Here is a 23946-nt window from a genome sequence, read left to right as displayed (position 1 = left end):
GAAAGCGCGCAGAAGTCTTAGCGTCGCAGTTGATGTGAATCGAACCAGCGTTCCGACCAACTCCGAGCTTTCAGTTATTGCAGTTAGAGGCCTTGTTCGCTACATTGGCGGATAAGGAGATATCGTCATGGCCAGCCAAATTGTTCATTTCGCCAGACTGTCAGATCACGACCGAAAGACGGCAGCGCCCCTACCAAAGTTTGTTGCCGGCGACAGGCTGGAACTCCACGTTCGTGGCGCAGGTGGCAAGGAGCGGACGCTCCCGATCCCGCCATCAGCCGCCGCAGCTGTTGAAGCCCTTCTGGCGCACATGCTGCGCGGAGAGCGTGTTGCCGTGCTGGCCGAGGACCAGGAACTAAGCCCGAGCGAAGCTTCAGCCATCCTCGGTATCTCCCGCCCGCTCGTCGTCTTACGTATGGACCGGGGCGAGTTGCCATTCCGCTACGTCGGCAAACACCGCCGCGCCCTCCTTAAGGACGTGCTCGCGTTGAAGTCGAAGCTCGACAAACGACAAACGGCGATGGAAGCGCTAGCCGAGGACACAGAGGACCTGATCGAGACCTATGGCCTCTAATCCGCCAGTCGCGGTCTACGATGCCTGCGTCCTCTACCCCTTCCACCTGCGCAACATTCTGATCCAGTGCGCTTTCGATGGCCTCGTCGAGGCGCGCTGGACCGATGATATACATGACGAGTGGATGCGCAATCTCGCCGCCAACACACCAGGCTTGTCCATCGAACGCCTGGAAGCCACGCGCGATCGGATGAACGCTGTCCTCCCAGAGGCAGTCGTGGAAGACCATCGCCCGTTTATTGCGGATCTCACGCTACCGGATCCCGACGATCGACATGTCCTCGCAGCAGCCATCGCCGGCAAAGCCTCCGTCATCGTCACCTTGAACGTCAAAGACTTTCCCGCGAAAAACCTCCTCGCCCATGGTGTGACCAGCAAGTCGCCAGATGATTTTCTTGCCGATCTCCATACGGCGTTTCCGGAAGCGCTAATCTCCAGCGTCAGAAGTGCGAGGCATAATCTGCGTAAGACAGTCCCATCGGTTGAGGCGTTCATCGACGCGCTTGATCAAGGCGGGTTGAAGAAGTTTTCAGCAGTGCTCCGCCGGAACATAGCCGGATTGAAGTGAGCTGGCGCCATCCTTGAACTACCGAGAACGCCCGACGACTTCCCTGGTTTACCGTGTCGCCCTCGCCGGCTTTACGGACTTTTAACTGTCTGCCCCTAATTCCGCACGCCCTCGGCCTGAGGCCCCGAGAAACTGCGGAATGACACATGCCAAACGAAGATCTTTCCAAACATCATTTTCAGAAGAAGATTTTGACCTACTGCGATGTCCGTATCGCACCCGTGGCGCCGGATGGGGTCTTAGAAAACATAAGGCCGTACCTTATCGGTTTGATCACTTTTCGAAAGACACCCGCTCTCGCGAACAATCGCTATGACTGGCGGCACATTGCACATGATTGCGGAATCGATGAAGCCCTGACGACAACGCTGAAGAAGCAACTGCGACCAGCGTTGGATGCGATCATGCGCTGGCTGAAGGAGCCGCCTGTGGAAGACGACGCTCCAAGAGGCAAAAGACCGCATGCAATGCTGAAAGCCGGCGCCAGGAAAAGGGTCGCACCTTCCTCGACGAGCCATCATCGAGAAGTCGCAGGGGTCGAGAGCCCGCCATCCCCTAACCACCCCGGCCCCAAGCCGAGACCAGTGTCTGACAAACCAGAACCATTGTTTGAGGCGAACGAAGACCCGAGTTCATTCGCCGATGCACTCGCCTATCAGATGCGCCGCTTTGGCGAGAGTTACTGGCAACTCCACCGGGCTGTCGTTCGCATAGACGAAAACTTTGATAGGAAGACCTTGCTGTCGTGGATTGAGGGCCAGCGTGTGCCTCGATCGGTGGCCAGCTATGACGTACTTGGCCGTATCGAGCGCAGATACGGCCTGCCAAACGGCTACTTCAAAGCGAAACTGCCCCATCAGTCCAGATCGCTATATGGCCACGATTTAGAAGATATCAGTCCCGCGGAGCGGCGCCGGCTAGGCTGGCATCTTCCCGACGACTTCGGCAGCCTGCCTTTTTCCAAGCGCGAAGAGATCCTGGAATGGGTCAGGCGCGTCATCATCTCAGGGTCGACGGACTACAGACGTTTCCAGGCAGCGGCGACGAAGCAGCGCTACGCGATCCGGTTCCCTGGGGTGACATATGGCGGGAGTGCGCTCACTCCTCGACTGGCGGCTTCTAGCTGGCGGCGAGATGAGGACGACGAAGGACCTACGACCGAGGGGCTGGAGGATCCAGATCTGCTCTCCGGTGTCATCGATGCACCCCCTCGGCTTGCGATGGAGATGGCAGACCTGATCCGCTTCAAGACGTCGACACTAACCGAGATAGGCTACCGCAGGAATGGCGTCTGGAATGAGGAGACAGCCAGCCAGAAGATCGAACACCTCGGCCTGATGTTTGGGGCACTTGCAGCATCCCCGAACGGGGTTGTCAAAGGTCGAGGAGTGCCGCTCAGCCAACTCACCTTCGGTCTCCTGATCTTCGCCGGAGTGTGGGACTGGTATTTGCAATGGCGGGAGCGCCGTCGCGGCTTCTTCACCAAATGGGAGGAAGATATGCTGATGGTGGCTATGGCCCTCACGCGGGCTGAAGTCGGCTGGATCCGCCAACATCCCGAACTGTTGCGCAACGTGAAGCCGATCGACGGGCTGATCACCACAAACGAGATTGCAGCTGCTCGTCAGGATTGGCACGGTGCGTGCGAGGACTTCCATCGCCATGCAGCCAACCGATCAAAAGAAATCCAGCGCGTGATGCGGGTCCACCGCGATCCGTTCGAGCCTATCATGTGCGTACTGGAGGCAGATAGCCCGCTCGCTGAGTATCGCAAGATCACCGAGGAGATCTTGAAGCGAATGCCCGATGAGCACCGGTACCCGAGAGCAGCCGCTGAGGCCGTCCGTTCGTTCCTGATGCTAAGGCTTGGTTTACATCTTGGCCTCAGGCAGAAAAACCTTCGGCAGTTGCTGGTCTGCCCGCGCGGACAATTCCCGACGGCAGAACGCCGGCTCGAAGACATGAAGCGTGGCGAACTGCGATGGAACGAACGGGAGCGTGGTTGGGAGGTCTTCATCCCGTCCAACGCGTTCAAGAACTCGGGCTCATCTTTTTTCGGGCAGAAGCCGTTTCGTCTGGTGCTGCCGGATCTTCTTGATCTCTACACCTATCTCAATGCCTATATCGAGCGGCATAGGAAGGTCCTGCTCGGGCGCGCACCCGATCCGGGAACGCTTTTCGTCAAGACCGTCAAGACGACCAGTATCGATGCAGCGTACAATCAGACAACATTTTACGAGGCTTGGCGGTTGGCGATTCAGCGCTACGGCATATACAATCCGTATACCGGCCGCGGCGCAATTAAGGGTCTGCTACCACATGGCCCCCACAATGTCCGAGACGTGCTCGCCACACACATTCTAAAGCAGACAGGATCCTATGAGCAGGCAAGTTATGCTATCCAGGACACGCCTGACGTCGTGCAGCAACACTATGGGCGCTTTCTGCCGCAGGACAAAGCAGCATTGGCGGCGCGGATCCTCAACCAGGTATGGGAGGCAGCGTAGAGGGGCGGATGCGTCGCTCAGCCGATTGGAGGCAGATGCACAAAGTATCAACGCCCGTCTCGGACACTGCCTGTTGTCTCCGCCTTGAAGAGATGTGAACCAACGACCCGCCATCGTTTCCGGTGGAAGGCGGTAAATAAATGAGGCAGATCAAGCATCTGGTCTATTATTGGCTGCCCGGAAGAGGGCCGAAAGCGGACGGTCCGTCGTTGGTGAGACGGACGGTGACACAGGACATCGATGAGAAGGGCGCAATAGTCTGAGTTCGGCCGAACAAAACGAAGGTAGCGAATGGATGAGACGAAAAGCTGCGATGGGTAAAGGCTCGCCGCCTCCGAGCTTGACGACTTCAGGCGGAGTTGATTGCCGTTCTGCCCGTATCTTCAAGCTTCGGCATCAGGGATCTCCTTTGGCAAAACCTCCTTCGGAACAGATGGGTCCCCCTCGGAGCGATCACGGTGCAAGGCAGCTCTCGCCAACAGGATCAAAGTGATTGGCGTGGTCAGCGTGACGAAGATGCCGATAAGGATCTCATGCAGCACGGCGCGGGAGCCGACGATCGAGAAATACACGATAGAGGCCAGCATAATTGCGCCGACGCCCCAGCTCGTTCCGAGCGTCGGAGCGTGGATGCGTTCGTAGAAAGTTGGCAGGCGCAAAAGGCCGATCGCACCTAGCAGCGTGAGAATCGAGCCGATCAGCAGCAGGCCAGAGACGAGGATGACGACCCAGATGGGAAGGTCGGCGACAGGCAATGTCGTCATTCGATGACCTCCCCGCGCATCAGGAACTTGGCAAGCGCCACCGTCGAGACGAAGCCGAGAAGGCCGATGACCAAGGCCGCCTCGAAATACACGCTGCGTCCGCTGCCGATCCCGAAGGTCACGAGCAGCAGCATGGCGATAATGTAGGAAGCGTCGAGCGCGACGATGCGGTCCTGGGCGCGCGGGCCGATGAAGATGCGCAGAACCGCAATCATCAGCGCCAATGCCAACAGCACCTTGGCGATCGAGACGGTAGTGTACAGAATGATGACGCTCATTCGACGATCTCCAGAAGCAGGCTTTCGTATCGATCCCTGATGTTGTTCACCCAGGCTTCCTCATCGATCAGGTCGAGCACGTGAATGAGCACTGTCTTGCGGCGACGGTCATAGGCAAGCCAGGCGGAACCCGGGGTGCTGGTCAGGATGACGGCCATAATGGCGAGTGCCGTCGGGTGCTCAATGCGCAGGGGAATGGAGATGAAGCCGGACATGTGCTTCTGGCGCTTGCCGCGCAGAATGAGCGAGGCGACGGCAAAGTTGGACCTAACGATATCGACGAAGACCCGCCAAAAAAGCTTCGGGATCAAATACGACCTTTTGATCAACGGCTTATTGGGCCGGAGCGAGGCCATAGCCCAGCCACCGAAGACCGCAACAACAGATCCGAGGATTAGGTGCCCGACCGTAAAATCGTTGAGCAGCAGCCACATCACGAGGAGCGACAAGCTTAAGAGAGGATGGGGTATCATGGCGCACCTCCTGCATTCTCTGCATCCGACGATGCCACTCCCTCTACGACATAGGCATTGCGGACTGCATCGACATAGGCTGCCGGATTGGAGAGTGTCCTGATGGTGGTGTCCATGTAGGTCATGGCGGGGCCAGCCAGGATGGTGAGAGCAAACGTCAAGGACAGGAGCAGCATCACGGGGATGAGTTCGACAACCAGCACCCGCGGCACGGCACCTTCGATCGAGCCCCAGAATGTGCGGATGCCATTGCGAGTCATGGATATCAGCGCCGCGAGACCGGACAGGATAACGAGCACGATCAATGCCCAGACTGCCGGATCCGGCGTGGTGCCGATCGAGCCGGTCCCCAGCATCGCCGACAGCATGGCGAATTTCGAGATGAAGCCGGAAAGTGGCGGCAGTCCGGCAAGCAGGATGCCACAGGCGGCAAAACAGATGCCGAGGATGGCCATGGTGCCGGGCATGGCGGTTCCCTCCCCGTCTTCGATGTAGGCCTCCTCACCATCGCCATAGGCTTCCATGGTGACGGCCAGGACATTGGCGCCCGCGTCCTGTCCGCGCTCAACGAGTTCGATTAGCATGAAGAAAGCGCTGATCGTCAGGGTGGAGCTGACAAGGTAAAGCAGCGCGCCAGAGGACACCACGCCGTCGTTGATGCCGAGCACCATCAGGAGCGTCCCGGAGGAGACCAGCACCGAGTAACCCGCAAGACGGCCGAGGGCCTGCGATGCGAGCACACCAATCGTCCCGAAGATGAGCGTCGCCATGCCGCCGATGAGAAGGATCTCGGCGCCGAAGCCGGCAGACGGCCCATCCCCGAACAGCAGCATCGTCAGGCGCAGTATGACGTAAATGCCGACCTTGCTGAGGATGGCAAACATGCCGGCCACGGGGGCTGAGGCCGCACTATAGGCAGTGGGCAGCCAGAAGCAGAGCGGCCACATGCCGACCTTGATGAGAAAGGCAACGCCGAGCACTGCCGCACCCGCCTCCATGAGGATCAGCCGATCCGCCTCCATGTCGGGCATGCGCAAGGCAAGGTCTGCCATGTTGAGCGTGCCTGCGGTGCCGTAGATCAGGCTCACGCCGATGAGGAAGAACAGGGCAGCGACCAGATTGACGGCGATGTAGTGAAGGCCGGATTTGACCCGAAGCGTCCCGGTGCCGTGGAGCAACAGTCCGTAGGATGCGGCGAGCATGACCTCAAAGAAGACGAAGAGGTTGAAGAGATCACCGGTCAGCAGAGCGCCGTTGACGCCGACGAGAAGCAACTGGAACAGGCTGTGGAAATGCGCCCCGACCGCATGCCATTTGCCAAGAGAGAACACGAGTGCGGCAAGTGCGAGGATCGCGGTTAAGAGCAGCATCATCGCCGACAAACCGTCGATGACGAGCACGATGCCGAAGGGTGCGGCCCAATTGCCGAGCAGATAGACGTTTTCAAAGCTGTTCGGGCCACTTTCCACCATGAACAGGATGATGGCATTCGACAACAGGAGCACGACTGCGGCGAGGCTCACCATGGCCTTTGAAGTGCGGTTGCGTTCGTCGATGAACAACAGAAGGGCTGCCGTCACCATCGGCAGCAGGATCGGCGTGACGATTAGGTGCTGGCTCCAACTGAACATCACTCGTTCCTCCCGTCGACGTGGTCGTTGCCAGTGAGGCCGCGAGCGGCGAGCAATACGACGAGGAAGAGTGCGGTAGTGGCGAAGCCGATGACGATTGCGGTCAGGACCAGCGCCTGAGGCACGGGATCGCTGAGGCTCGTCGAGATCACACCGTCTTCGAGTATAGGCGGCATGTTACTCTTCACGCCGCCGACGCCGAAGATGAACAAATTGACCGCGTAGGATAGAAGCGACAGACCAATGATCACCTGATAGGTGCGCGGCCGCAGGATCAGCCAGACGCCGCAAGTGGTCATCATGCCGATGGCGAGAGAAAGAACGATTTCCATCAGCGTTTCTCCCCCTTGGCTTCGAGTGCCCGCAGGCGATTGATACGGATCGACTGGTGGGCCAGTGCCACGAGAATGAGGACCGTTGCGCCGACGACCAAGGCAAAGACTCCGAGGTCGAAGAGCAATGCCGTTGCCGCCGGGACCTTGCCGATCAGCGGGACCTCCAGATAGCGGAAGTGCGATGTGAGAAAGGGATAGCCGAGAAGCCAAGCACCGACGCCGGTAGCAGCGGCCGTCAGGATGCCGGCGCCCATCCATCGGAGCGGCAGGATACGGATGCGATCTTCAGCCCAACGCGTGCCTCCGGCGAGATACTGCAACAGGAAGGCTATCGAAAGGGTAAGACCTGCCGAGAACCCCCCGCCCGGCATGTCGTGCCCGCGCATAAAGAGGTAGACCGCCATTGTGATGATGACCGGGAACAGCCACTGCATCAGCACTGAGGGCACGAGCAGATAGTCGCGCATCATGTCTCCCGGAGAGCGCTCCGGCTGGTCCGCATCGAAGCGGTTCTGCGTCACCTGCTGCTCGGGCAGCTCCATGCTGTCTTCGGCCGGGCGGAAGCGGCGTAGCAGACCGTAGACCGTCAGGCCCACAATACCGAGAACGGTGATTTCACCGAGCGTATCGAAGGCGCGGAAATCCACGAGGATGACGTTGACGACATTCCGTCCGCCGCCTTCGGCATAGGCATTTTGCAGGAAGTAGTTGGCAATCGCATCCGGCACGGGCATCGTCATAACCGTAAACGCCACCGCCGACATGCCGACCCCGCAGAGGATCGCGAGCGTGAGATCGCGGAAACGTCGGAAGCGGCTCTGCAGGGTGATCACCTCACCCCTGTCGGGGCTGCGCTTCGGGAGCCAGCGCAGGCCGAGCAAGATCAGGACCGTGGTGACGATTTCGACCAGGAGCTGCGTGATGGCGAGGTCGGGCGCAGACAGCCAGATGAAGGTCATGCAGACGATCAGACCGACGCCGCCGAGCATGATGAGCGCGGCCAGACGGTGATACTTGGCCGAGACCGCTGCGCCGATTGCCAGAGCCATGCCGATTACCCACAACAGGCCGAAGGAGGGATCAACGGCCGAGAAGCTAATCGGCCGTCGCTCGAAACCCGAGAGGTAAAGCGGCAGGGTTGCGGCGAGGAAGCCGGTAACGACAATCCATCTGAGTTGCGGCTGCAGATTGCGGGTGCCGAGCCGGCTCTCCGCCAGGCGCGCCCAGCGCCAGGAAACGGTGACCAGGACGCGTTCGAACAGACGCTGGCCCTTAAGTTGGCGCAGATAGGGCGGACCATCTTCGCACCGGGACAGGTAGCCCCGTATGGCCATGTAGAGGAGGAAGCCGCCGACAAGAGCCACGAGGCTCATCAGGAGCGGGACATTGAACCCATGCCAGATGCTGAGGCTGTATTCCGGCGTCCGGTCGCCAAGCACACTTTCGACTGCTGTCTGCAGGAACGGCCCGATGGAGATCGCCGGAACGATCCCGACGACGAGGCAGACGACGACGAGGATCTCGATGGGGGCGCGCATCCAGCGCGGCGGCTCATGCGGTGTCTGCTTGGGCAGGTCGACGGGAGGCGGACCGAAAAATACCGTATGGATGAAGCGCAGCGAGTAGACCACGCTGAAGATACCGGCAAGCGTCGCAACATAGGGAAGGATGACGTCGAGCCAGGAGTTGGCATGGGTCTCGACGGCTTCGGCGAAGAACATTTCCTTGGACAGAAAGCCATTCAAAAGGGGCACACCCGCCATGGCAGCGCTCGCGACCATCGCAAGTGTCGCGGTGGCCGGGAAGTAGCGGTAAAGGCCGCTCAGCCGCTGCATGTCTCGCGTGCCCGTCTCATGATCGATGATCCCAGCGGCCATGAAGAGTGATGCCTTGAACGTCGCATGATTGAGCATGTGGAAGATCGCCGCCACCGTCGAGAGCGGGCTGCCAAGGCTCAGAAGCGTGGTAATGAGGCCGAGATGGCTGATGGTGGAATAGGCGAGCAGCCCTTTCAGGTCGCGCTGGAACATCGCGAGGTAAGCGCCGAGCAAAAGTGTCGTGATGCCGGCGAGGCCGACGAGCAGGAACCATTCATAGGTGCCCGAGAGCACGGGCCAAAAACGCACAAGCAGGAATACGCCTGCCTTCACCATGGTGGCGGAATGCAGAAAGGCGGAGACGGGTGTGGGAGCTGCCATCGCGTTCGGCAGCCAGAAATGGAAGGGAAACTGGGCACTCTTCGTCAGCGCGCCGAGCAGGATGAAGACCAGTGTTGGCAGATAAAGCGGATGCTCGCGGATGAGCTGACCGGAGGCGAGGATCTTGTCGAGGTCATAGCTGCCGACGATCTTGCCGAGAAGCAACATACCGATTAGCAGGCAGAACCCGCCGATCCCGGTGATCGTCAGCGCCATACGCGCCCCGTCGCGGGCTGCAGCACTGGTGTGCCAGTAGCTGATCAGCAGGAAGGAGAAGATGCTGGTGAGTTCCCAGAAAACAGACAACAGGATGACGTTGCCGGAGACGATGATGCCAAGCATTGCGCCCATAAAGGCGAGCAGGAACGAGAAAAAGCGCGGGATTGGGTCGTCCTTGCCCATGTAATATCGGGCATAGAGGATGACGAGAAAGCCGATCGACGTGACCAGCATGGCGAAAATCCAGGCGAAACCATCGAGCCGCAGAGAAAAATCCAGTCCGAACTGCGGCAGCCACTCTGCGTTGAACCGCAACACGCCGTTGTGGGTGACGAAGGGATAGGTTGATGCCGAAAGGATCAGGGCCAGTAGCGTAGTGGTGCCTGCGACAAAGACCGGCAGGTCGCGTGAAGTCGTCTTCAGAATGAAGGCCGAGGCGAAGCTCCCCACAAACGGGAGCACAAGGACCAGCAGCAAAAGGATCGAAGCATCGAGCGTTATCCCAAATCCAGTTCCTTTCAATGATGAGACCGAGAACAATGCAACGGACTAGAAATTATAAAAATTCGACCTAAATGGGCGATATCACCCAATGTAGGCAAGTTCACGTATGGATCAACCCCAAACAGACCCAGTTTTTTCGCCCGCGTTGTGTCGTGCGGCACGCGGTTATCTCGGTTGGACCCAGGAAGACCTGGCGGCCCATTCACTTGTCTCCCGCAGCACGATCCGCGACTTCGAAGGCCAGCGTCACGGCATGCACCGCTCGACGGAGGCTCAATTGCGGCTCGCTTTCGAGAAAGCCGGCCTGCGTTTCACCAATGCAGATGGTTGCCCCGGCCTTTGCTGCTGTTCATCCGCCACGACGTGAGCCAAGGCGGGCCCTGTTGCCCGGACCCGCCCAGATGGTTCAAGCAGCCTGCTGTTCCGACAGATTGCCTGCCAGTTGGATCTTCCGTCGCGTCCGCCAATCGCCGAGGAAAAGCAGGATCGGCGCTGCGATGAACACCGACGAAGACGCGGCAATGAAGATGCCGAAAACCATGGGCACCGCAAAGCTCTCCACCGCGCTGCCACCCCAGATCGCCATTGGTAGCATGGCGAGGAAGGCGGTCGCCGAAGTGTAGATGCTTCGCGCGAGTGTTTCGTTGATCGATAAATTGATCAGGTCGCGGAAGGGCATGGTCTTGTAGAGCCGCATGTTCTCACGCATGCGGTCGTAAACCACCACCTTGTCATTGACTGAGTAACCCACCAGCGTGAGTAGGGCTGCGATCGCCGTCAGATTGAAGTCGAGGCCGGTCAAAGCGAAGAAGCCGATCGTCTTCGTAACGTCGAGGATGAGCGTCGCGATCGCTCCGACGGCGAAGGGCCAGTCGAACCGCACCCAGATATAGACGAGCATCGCGAGCGACGCGAGGATGACGGAGGTCAGACCCGCTGTCGCGAGTTCGCCGCTCACCTTCGGCCCGACCACTTCGGTTCGTTCGATCTTGGCCGAGGGATCGATCGTCTGGATCGTCTCGCGAACCTTCGAGACTGCATCGGTCTGCGCCTGCTCGCCGCCTGGCTGACGCTCGAGGCGCAGCATGACGTGATTGCTGTCGCCGAACTCCTGAAGGGCGACTTCCCCGAGGTTCAGGCCTTCCAAACCGGAACGCAGACCTGCCAGGTCTGCAGGACCGGTCGTCGAGAGTTCAAGCTGGATCCCGCCCTTGAAATCGACGCCGTAGTTGAGCCCGGGAGTGATGAACAGGATGATCGACGAGATCGACAGGAAGGCCGAGACGGCGATGCCGAAGAGCCGGACTTTCATAAAGTCGATCTTCGTACCGTCCTTGATCAGCTTGAAGGGCAGGAGCGGCTTGATCGTGATCGTCTTCAGCTTGTAACGGCGGGCGATGGCGACCATAGCGACACGCACGACCGAAACGGCCGTGAACATGGAAATGGCAATGCCGAGGCCCATGGTGACGGCAAAGCCACGCACGGGACCCGAACCGAACCAGAAGAGCAGGACTGTCGCAATGAGGGCCGTGACATTGCTATCGATGATCGTGGAATAGGCCTTGGCGAAGCCATGGTCGATGGCGGCGAAAGCCCCCCGTCCCTTTCCGACTTCCTCCCGGATGCGTTCGTTGATCAAAACATTCGCGTCGACCGCCAGACCGATGCCCAGCACGATGCCCGCAATACCGGGCAAGGTCAGCGTTGCCCCGACCAAGGTCAGCCCTGCAAAGGTCAGCACAACATTCAGCGACAAAGCCAGAACCGCAAGCAGGCCCCAGGTGCCGTAGAGGGCAAGGATAAAGGCGACGACAAGACCGAAGCCCGCCAGTCCAGACACGATGCCCATCTCGATAGCATCACCTCCGAGATCTGCCCCGACGGTGCGCTCTTCAATGACTGTCAGCTTGGCAGGCAGCGCGCCGGCCCTCAGAAGCGCCGACAGGGTGTTGGCCTCATCGACGGAAAACTCCCCGGAAATCTGCCCCGCCCCGCCGGTGATCGGCTCTCTGATCACGGGTGCGCTGAGCACCTTGTCATCGAGCACGATAGCGAAGGGTCGACCGACATTGTCGCGCGTGATCTGGGCAAATCGGGTTGCACCAACGCTATCGAAGCGGAACGAGACGATGGGCTGGCCGCCTTGTTGATCGAATTGCACCCGGGCATCGACCAGACGATCGCCCGCAAGCAGCACGGTTGTCTGGACCGGGTAGCTCCGGCCGCTGTCGTCCTCAAGCGCCTTGACCCCAGGCGCCCCTGGCTCCCCAAGCAGATGGAAGCTCATCTTGGCGGTGGTGCCGAGGAGGGCGCGCAGGCGTAATGGATCCTGTTCGCCAGGCAGTTGAACGAGAACGCGATCGGCTCCAACCCGCTGGATGGTGGGTTCTGCGACACCAACCTGGTCGACACGCTGCCGGATAACTTCGAGGCTCTGCTCGACAGCATGGCTCATCCGGGCCCTAATGCCCTGTTCTGTGGGTACCATCCGAAGCGTATCCGCGCCCGACGTGGTGACGGCCAGTTCCGGAGCGCCGGCCCCTGCGAGCGTAACGGCGGGGTTGTTGAGAACCGAAAGCGCCTCGGTTGCGGCCGCCATCTGTGCGGGATCGGCGAGTACGATCGCAACGGCATCGCCATCACGACGGACGCTGCGTGTCTGAACACGCGCTTCGACCAGGGTGGAGCGGGCCTCTTGGGAGAAGCTCTGCAGCCATTCGTCCACCAAGGCGGGACGATCAACTTCCAATACGAGATGCGACCCGCCGCGCAGGTCGAGACCCAGGGATACACGTTCGTGTGGAAGCCAGGAGGGGAGACGGGACAGGGTGGAATCGGGCAACACGTTCGGCAAAGCGACGAGCAGACCGAGCACGATGACGAGCAGATAGCCCATCACCTTCGTAAGCGAGTTCTTCATTTAAAAATCCAGCATGTTGTGACCGCAGCCATGATGGGCCGTGGCACAAACGGGTCGAGCCATCGAAGCGATGGCGGCGAAACGATCAGGCGGTTTGCTGGATGGATGGCGGTGCGCGCGACCGGTATGGCAGTGGCGCGTGTGGGCGCGGACGGTCTCCGGAAACATGCAGCGTGACATGGCTGTAACGGCAGATCCGCAAGGCTTGGATATCGGGCGCAAGGCAGCCGTCACCGCCTGGGGTCGGCCTGAGCTTCGGTCGCGAGGACTGCTCGGACGAAACCAAAAAGCGGGTCTCACCTCGGGCGCCAGCCGTTGCATGTCCTGCATCGGACCGCGATATGGCAGCATCAGACGAAAGCCCGGCATGGAAGCGACCGAACACGTCGCCGCCGGACAACAGAAGCAGCGACGCGAACAGGCTTGCTATGACGACCGAGAGGTGCGTTCCCTGCCAAAATGGCGAGCGAGGCCTCATGTCATTGACTTCCATGGACATCCTTTAACCAGAGCAATCTCATATCCTGGAAAGTTTTTCTAGCCGCGATTCAACTGATGGGCAAAACGCGTATCGGCAACGTCGGCTTCCGAGGAACAGCGATGGTGATTTGAAGGTCTGAAATGAGGGCGTATAACGGAGCATAATTCCGCTCTCGGACCGTAGCAGACAAGCAGCCCACCTTCTGTGCACTGCAATGGGGGCCTGAGCAGAGACATTCTCTCCTTTCAGACGTTGGACTGCGGCTCCATCTACCGACGTTGAGTTCCCAAAAGGATCGAAAGATTTCTTGAAATCAAAGGCGACTGAGGAGGGGCCATGGTCATGCAGGTGTTCCAGGCGGTCGACGCCTTCCTGCCAATCCGGGACATGGCCTTCAGGCACCCACTAAAAGACGTAAGGTGGCCATGTATGTCGATCAGATCAATCCCGAGCATTTTTCATGGCCTGAATATGAATGCCCGAGTAGGAGAAGGCGAACAGTGACGGCAGGTCACGCCATAATGAAAGTGACGATGGAGCCCAGCCATCCTCATTTTCGATATAGAAGCGCGGGAATACCTGAGGCCCCCAACTGGCCGGCCCTTCCTCTCCCTCATAACCCGAACGCGCTATGAAACCTCTGCTGACCTCGGCCGCACGGAAATTCACCTCGTTCCTGTCGTGGAAATCCTGATTCACTGGCTCGTCCGAGCGAACGCGAAATTTGTTGAAGTTATAGATGGCCAGGTGATGCATGCTTCCTCGTCTGCTTTCCCCAATGCCGACTAGCAATCAGTCTAATTGATCCTTATTGGCGCTGCTAGTGGAGCGAAACACGACAGGGGCCGCACATAGCTCGCCCGTCACCGTCGCGCCACAGCTCGACGAGTTGCTATCGAGCTGGCTGCACCGGCTTGCCTATGCCAACGGGGTAGCCCCTCGCTCCTTCGCGCGTGTGCTCGGGCTTAATCCCGGCATGTGGTCGGCAGCCCTCGATCTCAGGCTGCCGGCCGACATCGGAACGCTGCTGTATGCCAAAACCGGCGTCGCGCCCGATCAGCTCGCGGCGATGACCGTGTCGCAGGATCTGCCGAAACAGCTCTTGCTGCCGTTGCGTAATAACGGACATCGCGACAGTTCATCATGGCTGCAGTTCTGCTGCCGCTGCCTGGCCGAAGACGCACAACCCTATTTTCGGCGTCGATGGCGGCTGGCGACACGAGTTTCTTGCACAGAGCATGGCTGTCGTTTGCGCGACCGATGTCCGTCCTGCCTCGACCGCATTACGGTCTTCGACCAAGGCGAACTCGTGCCGCACATTATTGTGTCGCATGCGGCTATGACTTGCGCCGCGCACCGATTCCTTACCTCAGTCCCGCGACCAGAACGCTCGACCGATGCATCGACGATATCTGCAGCCTGGAAGCAATCGCCCGCTCCCCCTCCGGCCCTGTGCTTATTCGCCGGCTCTTGAGCATACCCCGTTTTGCTGGTGGCTACTACTCGACGATGCTCCTCGCCAATCTGTCGGCGGGGGCACGGGCCTACTCTGCCGAACTTCTCAATTGCCCGAGTGAATGCCAGGAGGACAATACGACGGATGACGAAAAGGACTGCAGAGAGCGCCGTCTGCACGGCTGATTCCTCCGACGACTGACCACCGCGCCTGGATCGAGCTGCTTGGAAACGCTCTCGGCCGAACAAGAGGACGGCCGACTGCCTCTGAGGACAACGAACCGAGAATAAAGCTTCCAGACTTGCTCCGCGCCTATGCCAGAATGAGCCCAAGCCCCGGCTGTCGCCTTCCACCGGAGCTGATTGGAACGTAAAGAAGACCGCGAGACCTAGTCAGTCATCCCTCCAGAACGTCGCTCTCAGACTCAGCGATCGCAGTTTCCTCGAGCGCCTGCCGGCTGAGCAGCCCGGCATCCTCGAGCCGCTCGAGATCGGGGAGTTCGCGCAGGGTTTCCAAGCCGAACACCGACAGGAAATGCCTGGTCGTCACATAGGTGTAGGGCGCGCCGGGCGTCGGGCTGCGCGGGCCGGAGCCGAGAAAGCCGGCGTCGCGCAAACTGGCAATCGTGTCACGGCTCACCTCCCTGCCGAACATTTTTGATAGCTCGCCGCGGGTCACCGGCTGCAAATAGGCGATCGCCGCCAGCACTGCGGCCTCGTTCTCGGATAGCGATGCGGCCATGCTGCGCGTCGGAGCCTGCGACGTACGGATCGCCGAACCATAAGCCGTGCGGGTGCGGTGCTGCCAGCCGCCGGCGACCGCGACGATATCATAGGGGCGGGACCGCAGTTCCTCCCTGAGGTCGTCGATCAAAAGCTCGATGCTGCAGGATTGACCGACCACGCGCGCCAAGACCTCGCGGCTGACCGGTTCGCTGGCAGCGAAGATCACGGCTTCCGCCCTGAGCATCCATTCGCGCCAACGCAGATCCGGCGGCAGATCCTCGAGCTCGCGATCAAACAGGACAGCCTCCTCGGACTTCCTCGCGCTCTTTCTTCCTTCCTTTGTTGCGCTCCCTCCGGCCATGGTCACAGCCCAAATATTCGGAACGAGGTGCGCCCGGAGAGTTCGCGCACAGCGCCAAAACTGGTCAGCCGCTCAAACAGCCGCGTTGAGGCCCAGCGGGAGAGATGGCTGCCGGGGGCGGAAGCCGCCACGGCATCCTCGTCGAGCAGCTTTTCGATGACGACGCCGGCGCCCTTGGTCCTCAGCTTCGGCGCCACCGCCAGCAATGTCTCGGCGCGCCGGCCGATGTCGTTGGCGTGCCGCAGCGCCTCGGTCGTGGCCGCGACCAGCGCCAGGCACACCGCCCGCGGGAAAGCGGGCTCGCCGGACCGCACCCGTCCCCGGCCGCCGATCGTCTTGAACGCCGCGCCGTAGCGTTCGCCCATCAGCAGTGGCACGCCACACGCCCAGCCGAGCTTTTCCGCCAGCAGCCGGTCGGCCAGCCACCAGGCGAGAATTTCGGCGTCGGACCGGGCAGCGCAGATTTTGGCGACCAGATCAGCAACGGCGAACGGGACGGCGCGCGGCGACTGCAGCGCGGCATCGAACAGATCGGCGATTTCGTCGAAGCCGTCGCGGCGCAACCCGATCAGTGCCGCCAGGTCCTCCAAAAACCTGCTGCCGATTGGCCGCTTCTTCGCCGCCAGCCTTTGGAAGGCCAAAACCATTGCGCCGGCCGGTCCCGGATCGTCGCCGGCGGCAGTGAGCAAAAGCGCATCACGCAACGCGTGTTCGCCCTCGTTGCGACCGACCAGCTGCGCGGCGGCTTGCGCGCATTTCAGCGCCAGCCGCTGGCGCCAGCAGCCGGCCCAGGCGGGTCCGGCGCGCACCAGATCGTCCAGCGATTTCAGGGCGATGCCGGCGGCAAAGGCGGCATCCGCCTCGCTCATATCATGGTGGCGCGCGGTCGCCCAGGCCGGCAGAAGAGGCACGGCCGCCGGCGCGATCGGAGTGGCAAGCGGGGAGCGGTGGCGCAAATTCATGCACCAGAGCATAATCGAGATGCGCGGTTTGTGCTATCGATTTCCCGCCAAGCCGCACAGCTTGTCGCTCGTGCTTTATGTCCGATAATCTTGCATTATCGGACGTTTTGTACTTCATATGGAGAATGGTCCAGAAAGTCGCACAAACCAGTGAATATTCCGTCAACGACACCTCAGCGCCGTCTCTCAGCACTGCGCCTGGGCGTGATGTTTGCGCGCCGGAAGTCTCGGGCGAAAGCCCTTTCCCCTCTCTCGCTGGTCAGGACCAGCCGCCCGCCCATCTTGCAAGCCTTGCTGATCGCGCCCGGGGTTATGTTGAAGCCGCCAGTTCCGCCAATACGCGCAAAGCCTACGCCGCCGACTGGAAGCATTTTTCAGCTTGGTGCCGGCGGTCGAACCTCAGTCCCCTGCCCCCGCATCCGCAAACCGTTGGGCTTTACATTACCGCCTGCGCTTCCGGCACGGCTGAACGGGGTGTAACCGCGAACTCAGTCTCGACCATCGAACGACGCCTCTCCTCGCTCTCTTGGAACTATGCCCAGCGTGGCCTCTTGCTCGATCGCAAGGACCGGCATATCGCCACCGTGATGGCCGGCATTCGCAACAGCCACGCCAAGCCACCGGTCCAGAAGGAAGCGGTGATGGCTGAAGACATCGTCGCCATGGTCGAGACACTTGATCGCGGCTCTCTGCGTGGCCTGCGGGATCGGGCGATGTTGCTCATCGGCTTTGCTGGAGGTCTTCGGCGCTCCGAGATCGTCGGCCTCGATCTGAAGTCCGACCAGACTGAGGACGGTCGCGGTTGGATTGAGATCGTCGACAAGGGCATGCTTATTACCCTTCGCGGTAAAGCCGGATGGCGAGAGGTCGAGGTCGGCCGCGGCTCGGCAGATGCGACCTGCCCGGTTGCTGCAATCGAGACCTGGATCAAGTTCGCTAGGCTTGCTTATGGCCCCCTTTTTCGGCGGGTGACGGGGCAAGGGAAGGCTGTCGGGTCGGAGCGGCTGAACGACAAGGAGGTCGCTCGGCTTGTGAAAAGGGCCGCAATGGCCGCAGGCGTTCGCGGTGATCTGAGCGAAAGTGAACGCGCCTTCAAGTTCTCCGGCCATTCCCTCCGCGCGGGCTTGGCCTCCTCCGCTGAAGTCGACGAGCGCTATGTACAGAAGCAGCTTGGGCACGCATCAGCAGAGATGACACGCAGATATCAACGGCGACGTGATCGCTTCCGGGTCAATTTGACCAAGGCATCCGGGCTTTAGCTATCTCTTCCCCTGCCGTTCAGGTGCTTGCAGAAAACCCGCTATCGCACTATAGTCACCATAGTCATTTTGGTTACAGGTGAAGCGATGCAGACATCAACACACGACGATAAAAGCTGGACGGTCGCTGGCGCGAAGGCGAAGCTCTCGGAGGTCATGGAGCGCGCGCAATTGGCACCTCAGACGATTACACGCAATGGAAAGCCAAGCGTGGTCGTCGTTTCTGCGGATGAGTGGCAGAAGAAGACTGGGCGCAGGGGATCGCTTGCGGAATTTCTGCTGGCATCGCCTATGCGTGGAGCGGATCTTGATCTTCAACGTCAACATGACGAGCCGCGTGACTTGTCGTTATGAGACTGCTGCTCGATACGAATGTGCTGTCGGAAGTTACAAAACCTAGCCCAGATGAAGGTGTTCTGAGATGGATTCACGGGTTGGACGAAGACCGCACCTTCATCAGCATCGTTTCGATTGCTGAAATTAGACGCGGCGTCGCATTGATGGATAGCGGACGAAAACGCGATGCCTTGGGCGAGTGGCTCGCGCATGATCTGCCTCAGCGCTTCGAAAATCGGATTATTCCAGTGGAAGGACCAGTTGCCCTGGCCTGGGGCGATCTCATGGCGCTTGCCAAGCGAAGCGGTCGTGGGCTTGCCTCAATGGACGGGCTGATTGCAGCCACTGCCGTCGCTCACCAATTGACGCTTGCGACACGCAACACCAAGGATTTTGAAGGCTTCGGAGTTGATATAATCAATCCATGGGCGGCTTGATCAACCCTATGTTTGTCGGTGGAAAGGGCTAGGCTGCATGCTCTCCTACAGCTTGCTCAAAAACCACGCTGGCATCCTGCTCGTCGGAGACCACACGTCCCTGACCTGGCTGCACGAGGTCGTCCACGAGGTGAATGACCGCTCACCGGTTATTATCGACAAGGAAGGCTCGTTTCTGGGCCTAGCCTACGATGTGCGCAAAGCCCTTGAGCGGCAACGTGAGATTATCGAGCCGCCTCAGCATTTGAAGAAATCGGTGTTCGATACGGTGTCCAGATCCTCTGGCCAGTTCTTCTGCTGCAGCAGAGGCTGTTGAGACAATCCCTCGCGTTTCTCAGCCATACCGCCAAGACCCAAGCGATCACCTACGCCCTGGAGGCCGTCATCGAAGATGCGCTACGTGACGATTTTGGCGCACAGTCCGAGAACATCATTGGTCTCTGGCAGCGCCTTGATCCAGCGCAGCCGGCAGTCATCGACATGATGAACAGCCGCGGGGGGCTTTACTGCTCATGGACGAAAGCACAAAGAAAAGCAGGCTTCGCCCAGTTACTTTCCAGCTTTGATCCCATGTACGACCGCCTCTTCGCCATGCGACTGAAGAACGGTGAGAAGAACCTGATTTCAGCAACAGAGTTCGCAACTTGGGAAAACGCGGAATGGCCCGATCCTCGGTGGTAAATCACTGGCACACCGATAGTGATATCAACCGGATGAGTTCCCTTTCCCCACCCTCCGTTGAAACCGCAAGCCCAAAGCTGAAGACAAAGTTTTTCGCTTAGCGCTTCAATTGAAATCGGGAGCTAAAAGCCACACGACCGCTGCCTCGGAGATCGGCCGCAGCAGGCTCTGGATGGGCAATTTTGCAAAATCGTAAGGCATTGAATTTATGGTAAATGATTCGTTAAGCGAAAGCTATATCTGCATTACAGTTCTTTACCTCCCATAAAAGCGTGCGGAGTTTGTAACCTCCGATAAGTATCTCTTATCGTAGATTAGCCATCTAGCATCCGTTCCTTGCCATCTGGGCCGCAACGGCCTATATTGCCCGCAGAACGAAGCGAGGCACCCATGTCCGAACCACAACTTTCCGTTCGCAGCACAAAGGCACGCGACCTAGCGCATGCGATGGCGCGCCGTACCGGCCAGCCAATCAACAAGCTCGTCGAGATCGCACTTGAGCGCTACGACATCGAGCTTCGCCAGCAGAGCAGTGTCCATCCGCTCGATGCCGTCTGGGAACTCGCTGCTGATGGTCGGCGCACCGTTCCTGCCGGCACCACGTCAGCTCATGACGATCTTTATGACGAGAACGGGTTGCCGAAGTGATCGCCCTCGATACCTCGGTTCTGATCGCCATCATGCTCGACGAGGCCGAAGCTGACACCTTCAAGGCGGTGTTGAGGGAGGAACCCTCCATCCTCATCGGTTGGCCGACACTGTTCGAAACGAGACTGGTGCTGACCACCAAGCGGTTTTCCAACCCGGCCGACATCGTCTCCCGTTTTTTCGGTGCGCCAAATGTCACTTCGGTCGCCTTTGATTCAAAACATTACCAGGCGGCTGAACAGGCCTTCGAGCGTTTTGGCAAAGGGCGCCATCCGGCCGGCCTCAACATGGGCGATTGCTTTTCCTACGCGGTGGCGACCCTTGCCAAGGCTCCCCTTCTGTTCAAGGGACGGGATTTCAGCCAGACAGATCTGAAGCTCCATCCGGCCTCTTCCACGACATGACCGGTCCACGCGAAACGGCACTCGCCCATCGCCTCGATAAGCTCGACACCATCGCGGCTGTCCTGCCGATGGAGCGACGTGACGAACTCGCCGAGCTTCTAACCGACCAAGATATCGAGACACTCCGCCATCTGGTCAACGAAGGGATGGGTGCAAACACTCTCCGTGCGCTTGCCTCCGATATGGCCTATCTGCAGGCTTGGTCGTTGGCAGCCACCGGTCGGTCGCTTCCCTGGCCTGCTCCTGAAGCGCTCCTTCTCAAATTCGTTGCTCACCATCTTTGGGATGCGGAAAAGCGTCTGGCGGATCCGGAACACGGAATGCCGGCAACTATCGAGGACAAGTTACGGCATCAGGGTTTTCTGCGGAAGACAGGACCGCATGCACCAGACACCGTGCGCCGGAGACTGGCCACCTGGTCGACGCTGACAAAATGGCGCGGGCTTGGTGGCAGCTTCGCCTCGCCGGCACTCAGGTCTGCCATCCGTCTTGCAGTTCGCGCAACGCCCCGACCGAGGACGCGCAAAAGCGTCAAAGCTGTCACGGGCGATATCTTATCGAAGCTGATTGGCACCTGTCGGACAGACAACCTTCGTGACGTCAGAGATAAGGCGATCCTTATGGTGGCTTTCGCGTCAGGTGGCCGGCGCCGCAGTGAGATCGCAGGCCTTAGGACAGAGCAGCTGCAGGTGGAAGAGCCGATCCAGATCGACGGAGCCCCTCCCCTGCTTTCCCTTTCTATTCATCTCGGACGCACCAAAACCAGTGGCGCCGAAAACGACGAAGTCGTCTACCTCACCGGTCGCCCAGTGGAGGCCCTTAGCGCGTGGATCGAAGCGGCGAGAATCGAGAAGGGCAGCATCTTCAGGGCGGTTGATCGTTGGGGCAATGTATCGCGCCGTCCATTAGATCCAAAGGCAATCAATGACATCGTCAAGCACCGCGTCGAATTGGCGGGGCTCGATCCTGCGGAGTTTTCTGCCCATGGCCTGCGCTCCGGCTATTTGACCGAAGCTGCCAATCGGGGCATTCCTCTCCCCGAGGCAATGGAGCAGTCGCGGCATCGATCCGTTCAGCAGGCATCACAATACTACAACCACGCACAACGACGCAGTGGTCGCGCTGCCAGACTGATCGAGTAGCGACCTCGAGACACGGAGCACCAAATGAGTGAACTGCAGAACCGGATCGTAGAGCGATTGACAGCGCTAGACCGTTCGCAGGAGGCGGGTCTCGCCTCAGACACGCGGGAAAAGCTCATGACGGCAGCGATAGGGCTGTTCTACGCCTCAGGCGGTGATGCCGATGAACTGCAGCATATCTGCTTAAAGGGGTCAGAACAAGAGCTGCTCGAAATCGTACGCTAAGACCGAACGGAGCGGGAACGTCATGCAGCGCGGAGGATTCTTCCAGGAAGTCGCAATGGCCTGAAGCCTTCGGGCATCTGCTGCTCGGTGTCCCAGGAATAGATGCCGGTGAGATTTATGTGCTCCCAGCTGAGTGGCGAGACATGCTTGAGCAATATGTCGGGGATAGTTCGACCACTTTGACGCAGATGGGCTACGGCACGGCTGAGATAAACGGTATTCCAGTGGACGATGGCGCTGACGACAAGGTTGAGGCCCGAGGCACGGAATGCCTGACTTTCGAACGATCGGTCGCGGATTTCGCCGCGCTCATGGAAGAAAACGGCCCGCTTGAGCTTGTGGGCGGATTCTCCTTTGTTAAGACCGGCTTGACATCGCCGGCGAAGTGCCGGGTTGGAATACCATTCGATCATAAACAGGGATCGCTCGATGCGCCCGAGCTCACGCAGGGCTTTCGCCAACTGGCTCGGTTTCGAGGATGCCGCCAGCTTTTTGAGGATCATTGAGGGCGCAACAGAGCGTGTCGTGATTGATGCCGCCAGATGGAGAAGGTCATCCCAGTGTTCCAGAATGAGGGCGGTATTGATCGGCGCGCCGATATGGTTGGCCAGTGCTGGATATGAGTCGGCCTTTTCGAAAGTATGGAACTTCCGGTCCTTGAGATTGCGCAGCCGAGGCGCAAAACGCTTTCCGATCAGAGTGAAGAGGGCAAATACATGATCGCTCGCACCTCCGGTATCGGTAAAGTGCTCCTCGATCTCCAGGATGGTGTCGTGGTCGAACAGGCCGTCGAGAACATAGGCTGCCTCGCTCTCGGTCGGGCTGATCGGCAGAATGCTGAAATAGCCGTACTGATCGGAAAGGTGGCTGTAAAATTTCGAGCCTGGCTCGCTGCCATAATGCAGGTTGATATCACCGCGTTTGGCGGCACGATCACTGGCCCGGAAGAACTGACCATCAGATGATGCGGTCGTCCCTGTTCCCCAGAGCTGGGCGTGGGGATGACGCGCATGGGCGTCGGTCACACATGCCTGCGCTGCGCGATAGGTTTCCGTGCGGGCATGGAACATGCGCATCCATCCGATCTGATGGGCGCTGATCCCCTTGGAGGCTCCGGCCATACGGCGTCACGACACGAAAGTGGAGAATCTGTCCGACTTTTAAGAACGTATCCGGAATTCAGGTTGGTTTAACCGTGGATGTCGTTGCTTTTTCGGCCCTGAGAGCTTCGTAGAGGGCGGTTTTCCCGATTTTCACGCGGGCGGCGGCTTCCCGGACGTTCAAACCGGCCGCCAGATGCTGGCGGGCTTTGGCAAGTTTCTCCGGGGTTACGACGACTTGTCGGCCACCGCGTCGGCCGCGTTCCTCTGCGGCTTGCAGACCGGCACGTGTTCGTTCCCGGATCAGATCGCGCTCGAACTGTGCCAGCGCGCCGAACAGGTGGAATACCAGGCGACCGCCGGATGTCGTGGTGTCGATGTTTTCGGTGATGGATCGGAAGCCGACGCCTTTGGCCTCCAGTTCGGTGATGATCTCGATAAGGTGCTTCATCGACCGGCCGAGGCGGTCGAGCTTCCAGACTGTGAGCGTATCGCCGTCGCGAACGTAGCGGATCGCCTCAGCCAATCCGGGCCGGTCAGTCTTCACGCCGGATGCCTTATCCTCGAACAGCCTTTCACAACCTGCTTTGCGCAAAGCGTCGAGTTGCAGGGCGGTGTCCTGCTCGCCGGTGGAGACCCTTGCATAGCCGATAGAGGTCATGAGACGTGGTTTGTCCGTTTTTCCGTTGAATTCGGACATTGTCCGATTTGCCGTTTCATGACAAGGTTTGCGGACAAAACTTGTGGATGCCGCG

Annotated in this window: 24 protein-coding genes and 2 pseudogenes; 14 read left to right on the top strand and 12 right to left on the bottom strand. The window is 59.6% G+C overall.

What is annotated here, in order from left to right:
• The first annotated feature begins 127 nt into the window (after positions 1-127).
• The 3 genes from H6M51_RS19315 to H6M51_RS19305 all read left to right on the top strand — a co-directional run bounded on the left by H6M51_RS19315 (position 128) and on the right by H6M51_RS19305 (position 3649).
• Complete coding sequence (locus H6M51_RS19315; protein WP_062284952.1) at positions 128-574, top strand: hypothetical protein; 447 nt, start codon at positions 128-130, stop codon at positions 572-574.
• Entirely contained in the window at positions 564-1142 is a 579-nt protein-coding gene (locus H6M51_RS19310; protein WP_185811433.1) for a PIN domain-containing protein, read from the top strand. The genes H6M51_RS19315 and H6M51_RS19310 overlap by 11 nt, the downstream gene beginning before the upstream one ends.
• 146 nt (positions 1143-1288) lie before the next feature.
• Positions 1289-3649: a hypothetical protein gene (locus tag H6M51_RS19305; protein WP_185811432.1), complete on the top strand. Its 2361-nt coding sequence runs from the start codon at positions 1289-1291 to the stop codon at positions 3647-3649.
• Between the two features lie 383 nt (positions 3650-4032).
• Here the strand turns inward: H6M51_RS19305 and mnhG are convergent, their stop codons facing one another.
• Genes mnhG through H6M51_RS19275 form a run of 6 tightly spaced genes read right to left on the bottom strand, consistent with a single transcriptional unit; the run spans position 4033 to position 10048 of the window.
• Positions 4033-4413, bottom strand: coding sequence for a monovalent cation/H(+) antiporter subunit G (gene mnhG, locus H6M51_RS19300; RefSeq protein ID WP_062278232.1), 381 nt, complete (start codon positions 4411-4413; stop codon positions 4033-4035).
• Entirely contained in the window at positions 4410-4691 is a 282-nt protein-coding gene (locus H6M51_RS19295) for a K+/H+ antiporter subunit F (protein ID WP_062278234.1), read from the bottom strand. The genes mnhG and H6M51_RS19295 overlap by 4 nt, the downstream gene beginning before the upstream one ends.
• Positions 4688-5164: a Na+/H+ antiporter subunit E gene (locus H6M51_RS19290; RefSeq protein WP_062278236.1), complete on the bottom strand. Its 477-nt coding sequence runs from the start codon at positions 5162-5164 to the stop codon at positions 4688-4690. The genes H6M51_RS19295 and H6M51_RS19290 overlap by 4 nt, the downstream gene beginning before the upstream one ends.
• Entirely contained in the window at positions 5161-6795 is a 1635-nt protein-coding gene (locus H6M51_RS19285; RefSeq protein WP_185811431.1) for a monovalent cation/H+ antiporter subunit D, read from the bottom strand. The genes H6M51_RS19290 and H6M51_RS19285 overlap by 4 nt, the downstream gene beginning before the upstream one ends.
• Positions 6795-7127 carry a Na+/H+ antiporter subunit C gene (locus H6M51_RS19280; protein WP_062278240.1) on the bottom strand — a complete coding sequence of 111 codons (333 nt, stop codon included), beginning with the start codon at positions 7125-7127 and terminating at the stop codon, positions 6795-6797. Before H6M51_RS19280 ends, H6M51_RS19285 begins: the two co-directional genes overlap by 1 nt.
• Positions 7127-10048, bottom strand: coding sequence for a monovalent cation/H+ antiporter subunit A (locus tag H6M51_RS19275; RefSeq protein WP_185811455.1), 2922 nt, complete (start codon positions 10046-10048; stop codon positions 7127-7129). The genes H6M51_RS19280 and H6M51_RS19275 overlap by 1 nt, the downstream gene beginning before the upstream one ends.
• A 109-nt stretch (positions 10049-10157) precedes the next feature.
• Here H6M51_RS19275 and H6M51_RS19270 point away from each other — a divergent pair, with 109 nt between their 5' ends.
• Positions 10158-10418: a helix-turn-helix domain-containing protein gene (locus H6M51_RS19270; protein WP_082510970.1), complete on the top strand. Its 261-nt coding sequence runs from the start codon at positions 10158-10160 to the stop codon at positions 10416-10418.
• Positions 10419-10457: 39 nt separating this feature from the next.
• Here H6M51_RS19270 and secD read toward each other — a convergent pair whose 3' ends face one another.
• A complete protein-coding gene (secD, locus tag H6M51_RS19265) occupies positions 10458-12974 on the bottom strand; it encodes a protein translocase subunit SecD (protein ID WP_185811430.1) in 2517 nt (838 codons plus the stop codon).
• A gap of 517 nt (positions 12975-13491) precedes the next feature.
• Positions 13492-14211: pseudogene (locus tag H6M51_RS19260) on the bottom strand (DUF3291 domain-containing protein).
• Positions 14212-14266: 55 nt separating this feature from the next.
• Between H6M51_RS19260 and H6M51_RS19255 the strand changes: the two are divergent.
• A complete protein-coding gene (locus H6M51_RS19255; protein WP_246780581.1) occupies positions 14267-14929 on the top strand; it encodes a TniQ family protein in 663 nt (220 codons plus the stop codon).
• A gap of 378 nt (positions 14930-15307) precedes the next feature.
• Here the strand turns inward: H6M51_RS19255 and H6M51_RS19250 are convergent, their stop codons facing one another.
• Entirely contained in the window at positions 15308-15997 is a 690-nt protein-coding gene (locus H6M51_RS19250; protein ID WP_136543705.1) for an SMC-Scp complex subunit ScpB, read from the bottom strand.
• A 2-nt stretch (positions 15998-15999) separates the two neighbouring features.
• Positions 16000-16959 (bottom strand): DUF1403 family protein, encoded by a 960-nt coding sequence (locus H6M51_RS19245; RefSeq protein ID WP_136543689.1) that lies wholly within the window; start codon positions 16957-16959, stop codon positions 16000-16002.
• A gap of 125 nt (positions 16960-17084) precedes the next feature.
• Here H6M51_RS19245 and H6M51_RS19240 point away from each other — a divergent pair, with 125 nt between their 5' ends.
• The 9 genes from H6M51_RS19240 (at position 17085) to H6M51_RS19200 (ending at position 22091) form a co-directional block, all read left to right on the top strand.
• A complete protein-coding gene (locus H6M51_RS19240; RefSeq protein WP_136543691.1) occupies positions 17085-18218 on the top strand; it encodes a site-specific integrase in 1134 nt (377 codons plus the stop codon).
• An 87-nt stretch (positions 18219-18305) separates the two neighbouring features.
• A complete protein-coding gene (locus H6M51_RS19235) occupies positions 18306-18572 on the top strand; it encodes a type II toxin-antitoxin system Phd/YefM family antitoxin (protein WP_136543707.1) in 267 nt (88 codons plus the stop codon).
• On the top strand, positions 18569-18991 hold the full coding sequence (locus H6M51_RS19230) for a type II toxin-antitoxin system VapC family toxin (protein WP_159953008.1): 423 nt from the start codon (positions 18569-18571) through the stop codon (positions 18989-18991). The genes H6M51_RS19235 and H6M51_RS19230 overlap by 4 nt, the downstream gene beginning before the upstream one ends.
• A 37-nt stretch (positions 18992-19028) precedes the next feature.
• Entirely contained in the window at positions 19029-19307 is a 279-nt protein-coding gene (locus H6M51_RS19225) for a DUF6904 family protein (protein ID WP_185811429.1), read from the top strand.
• Positions 19304-19672: a hypothetical protein gene (locus H6M51_RS19220; protein ID WP_185811428.1), complete on the top strand. Its 369-nt coding sequence runs from the start codon at positions 19304-19306 to the stop codon at positions 19670-19672. Before H6M51_RS19225 ends, H6M51_RS19220 begins: the two co-directional genes overlap by 4 nt.
• 390 nt (positions 19673-20062) lie before the next feature.
• Entirely contained in the window at positions 20063-20320 is a 258-nt protein-coding gene (locus tag H6M51_RS19215; protein ID WP_185811427.1) for a type II toxin-antitoxin system VapB family antitoxin, read from the top strand.
• Positions 20317-20724, top strand: a complete 408-nt coding sequence (locus H6M51_RS19210) for a type II toxin-antitoxin system VapC family toxin (protein ID WP_185811426.1) — start codon at positions 20317-20319, stop codon at positions 20722-20724. Before H6M51_RS19215 ends, H6M51_RS19210 begins: the two co-directional genes overlap by 4 nt.
• Positions 20721-21866, top strand: coding sequence for a site-specific integrase (locus H6M51_RS19205; RefSeq protein ID WP_185811425.1), 1146 nt, complete (start codon positions 20721-20723; stop codon positions 21864-21866). Before H6M51_RS19210 ends, H6M51_RS19205 begins: the two co-directional genes overlap by 4 nt.
• A 24-nt stretch (positions 21867-21890) precedes the next feature.
• On the top strand, positions 21891-22091 hold the full coding sequence (locus tag H6M51_RS19200; RefSeq protein ID WP_185811424.1) for a hypothetical protein: 201 nt from the start codon (positions 21891-21893) through the stop codon (positions 22089-22091).
• 20 nt (positions 22092-22111) lie between these two features.
• On the opposite strand, the pseudogene H6M51_RS19195 reads toward H6M51_RS19200, so the two are convergent.
• Both H6M51_RS19195 and H6M51_RS19190 read right to left on the bottom strand, forming a co-directional pair.
• Positions 22112-23218: pseudogene (locus tag H6M51_RS19195) on the bottom strand (Tn3 family transposase); the annotation flags it as partial.
• 52 nt (positions 23219-23270) lie between these two features.
• Entirely contained in the window at positions 23271-23852 is a 582-nt protein-coding gene (locus tag H6M51_RS19190) for a recombinase family protein (protein ID WP_024897959.1), read from the bottom strand.
• Positions 23853-23946 lie beyond the last annotated feature (94 nt).

This window comes from Rhizobium sp. AQ_MP (genome assembly GCF_014237835.1).
In the GTDB taxonomy this organism is placed as follows: Bacteria; Pseudomonadota; Alphaproteobacteria; order Rhizobiales; family Rhizobiaceae; genus Allorhizobium.
This window is presented reverse-complemented; position numbering and strand designations above follow the sequence as displayed.

Bases quoted from the DNA above. Each gene is read 5' to 3' on its own strand.
- H6M51_RS19240 (WP_136543691.1), top strand. From the start codon at position 17,085: ATGGTCCAGAAAGTCGCACAAACCAGTGAATATTCCGTCAACGACACC.
- mnhG (WP_062278232.1), bottom strand. From the start codon at position 4,413: ATGACGACATTGCCTGTCGCCGACCTTCCCATCTGGGTCGTCATCCTC.
- secD (WP_185811430.1), bottom strand. From the start codon at position 12,974: ATGAAGAACTCGCTTACGAAGGTGATGGGCTATCTGCTCGTCATCGTG.
- H6M51_RS19225 (WP_185811429.1), top strand. From the start codon at position 19,029: ATGCTCTCCTACAGCTTGCTCAAAAACCACGCTGGCATCCTGCTCGTC.
- H6M51_RS19285 (WP_185811431.1), bottom strand. From the start codon at position 6,795: ATGTTCAGTTGGAGCCAGCACCTAATCGTCACGCCGATCCTGCTGCCG.
- H6M51_RS19295 (WP_062278234.1), bottom strand. From the start codon at position 4,691: ATGAGCGTCATCATTCTGTACACTACCGTCTCGATCGCCAAGGTGCTG.
- H6M51_RS19230 (WP_159953008.1), top strand. From the start codon at position 18,569: ATGAGACTGCTGCTCGATACGAATGTGCTGTCGGAAGTTACAAAACCT.
- H6M51_RS19205 (WP_185811425.1), top strand. From the start codon at position 20,721: ATGACCGGTCCACGCGAAACGGCACTCGCCCATCGCCTCGATAAGCTC.
- H6M51_RS19235 (WP_136543707.1), top strand. From the start codon at position 18,306: ATGCAGACATCAACACACGACGATAAAAGCTGGACGGTCGCTGGCGCG.
- H6M51_RS19310 (WP_185811433.1), top strand. From the start codon at position 564: ATGGCCTCTAATCCGCCAGTCGCGGTCTACGATGCCTGCGTCCTCTAC.
- H6M51_RS19290 (WP_062278236.1), bottom strand. From the start codon at position 5,164: ATGATACCCCATCCTCTCTTAAGCTTGTCGCTCCTCGTGATGTGGCTG.
- H6M51_RS19280 (WP_062278240.1), bottom strand. From the start codon at position 7,127: ATGGAAATCGTTCTTTCTCTCGCCATCGGCATGATGACCACTTGCGGC.
- H6M51_RS19305 (WP_185811432.1), top strand. From the start codon at position 1,289: ATGCCAAACGAAGATCTTTCCAAACATCATTTTCAGAAGAAGATTTTG.
- H6M51_RS19245 (WP_136543689.1), bottom strand. From the start codon at position 16,959: ATGAATTTGCGCCACCGCTCCCCGCTTGCCACTCCGATCGCGCCGGCG.
- H6M51_RS19190 (WP_024897959.1), bottom strand. From the start codon at position 23,852: ATGACCTCTATCGGCTATGCAAGGGTCTCCACCGGCGAGCAGGACACC.
- H6M51_RS19250 (WP_136543705.1), bottom strand. From the start codon at position 15,997: ATGGCCGGAGGGAGCGCAACAAAGGAAGGAAGAAAGAGCGCGAGGAAG.
- H6M51_RS19215 (WP_185811427.1), top strand. From the start codon at position 20,063: ATGTCCGAACCACAACTTTCCGTTCGCAGCACAAAGGCACGCGACCTA.
- H6M51_RS19315 (WP_062284952.1), top strand. From the start codon at position 128: ATGGCCAGCCAAATTGTTCATTTCGCCAGACTGTCAGATCACGACCGA.
- H6M51_RS19270 (WP_082510970.1), top strand. From the start codon at position 10,158: ATGGATCAACCCCAAACAGACCCAGTTTTTTCGCCCGCGTTGTGTCGT.
- H6M51_RS19200 (WP_185811424.1), top strand. From the start codon at position 21,891: ATGAGTGAACTGCAGAACCGGATCGTAGAGCGATTGACAGCGCTAGAC.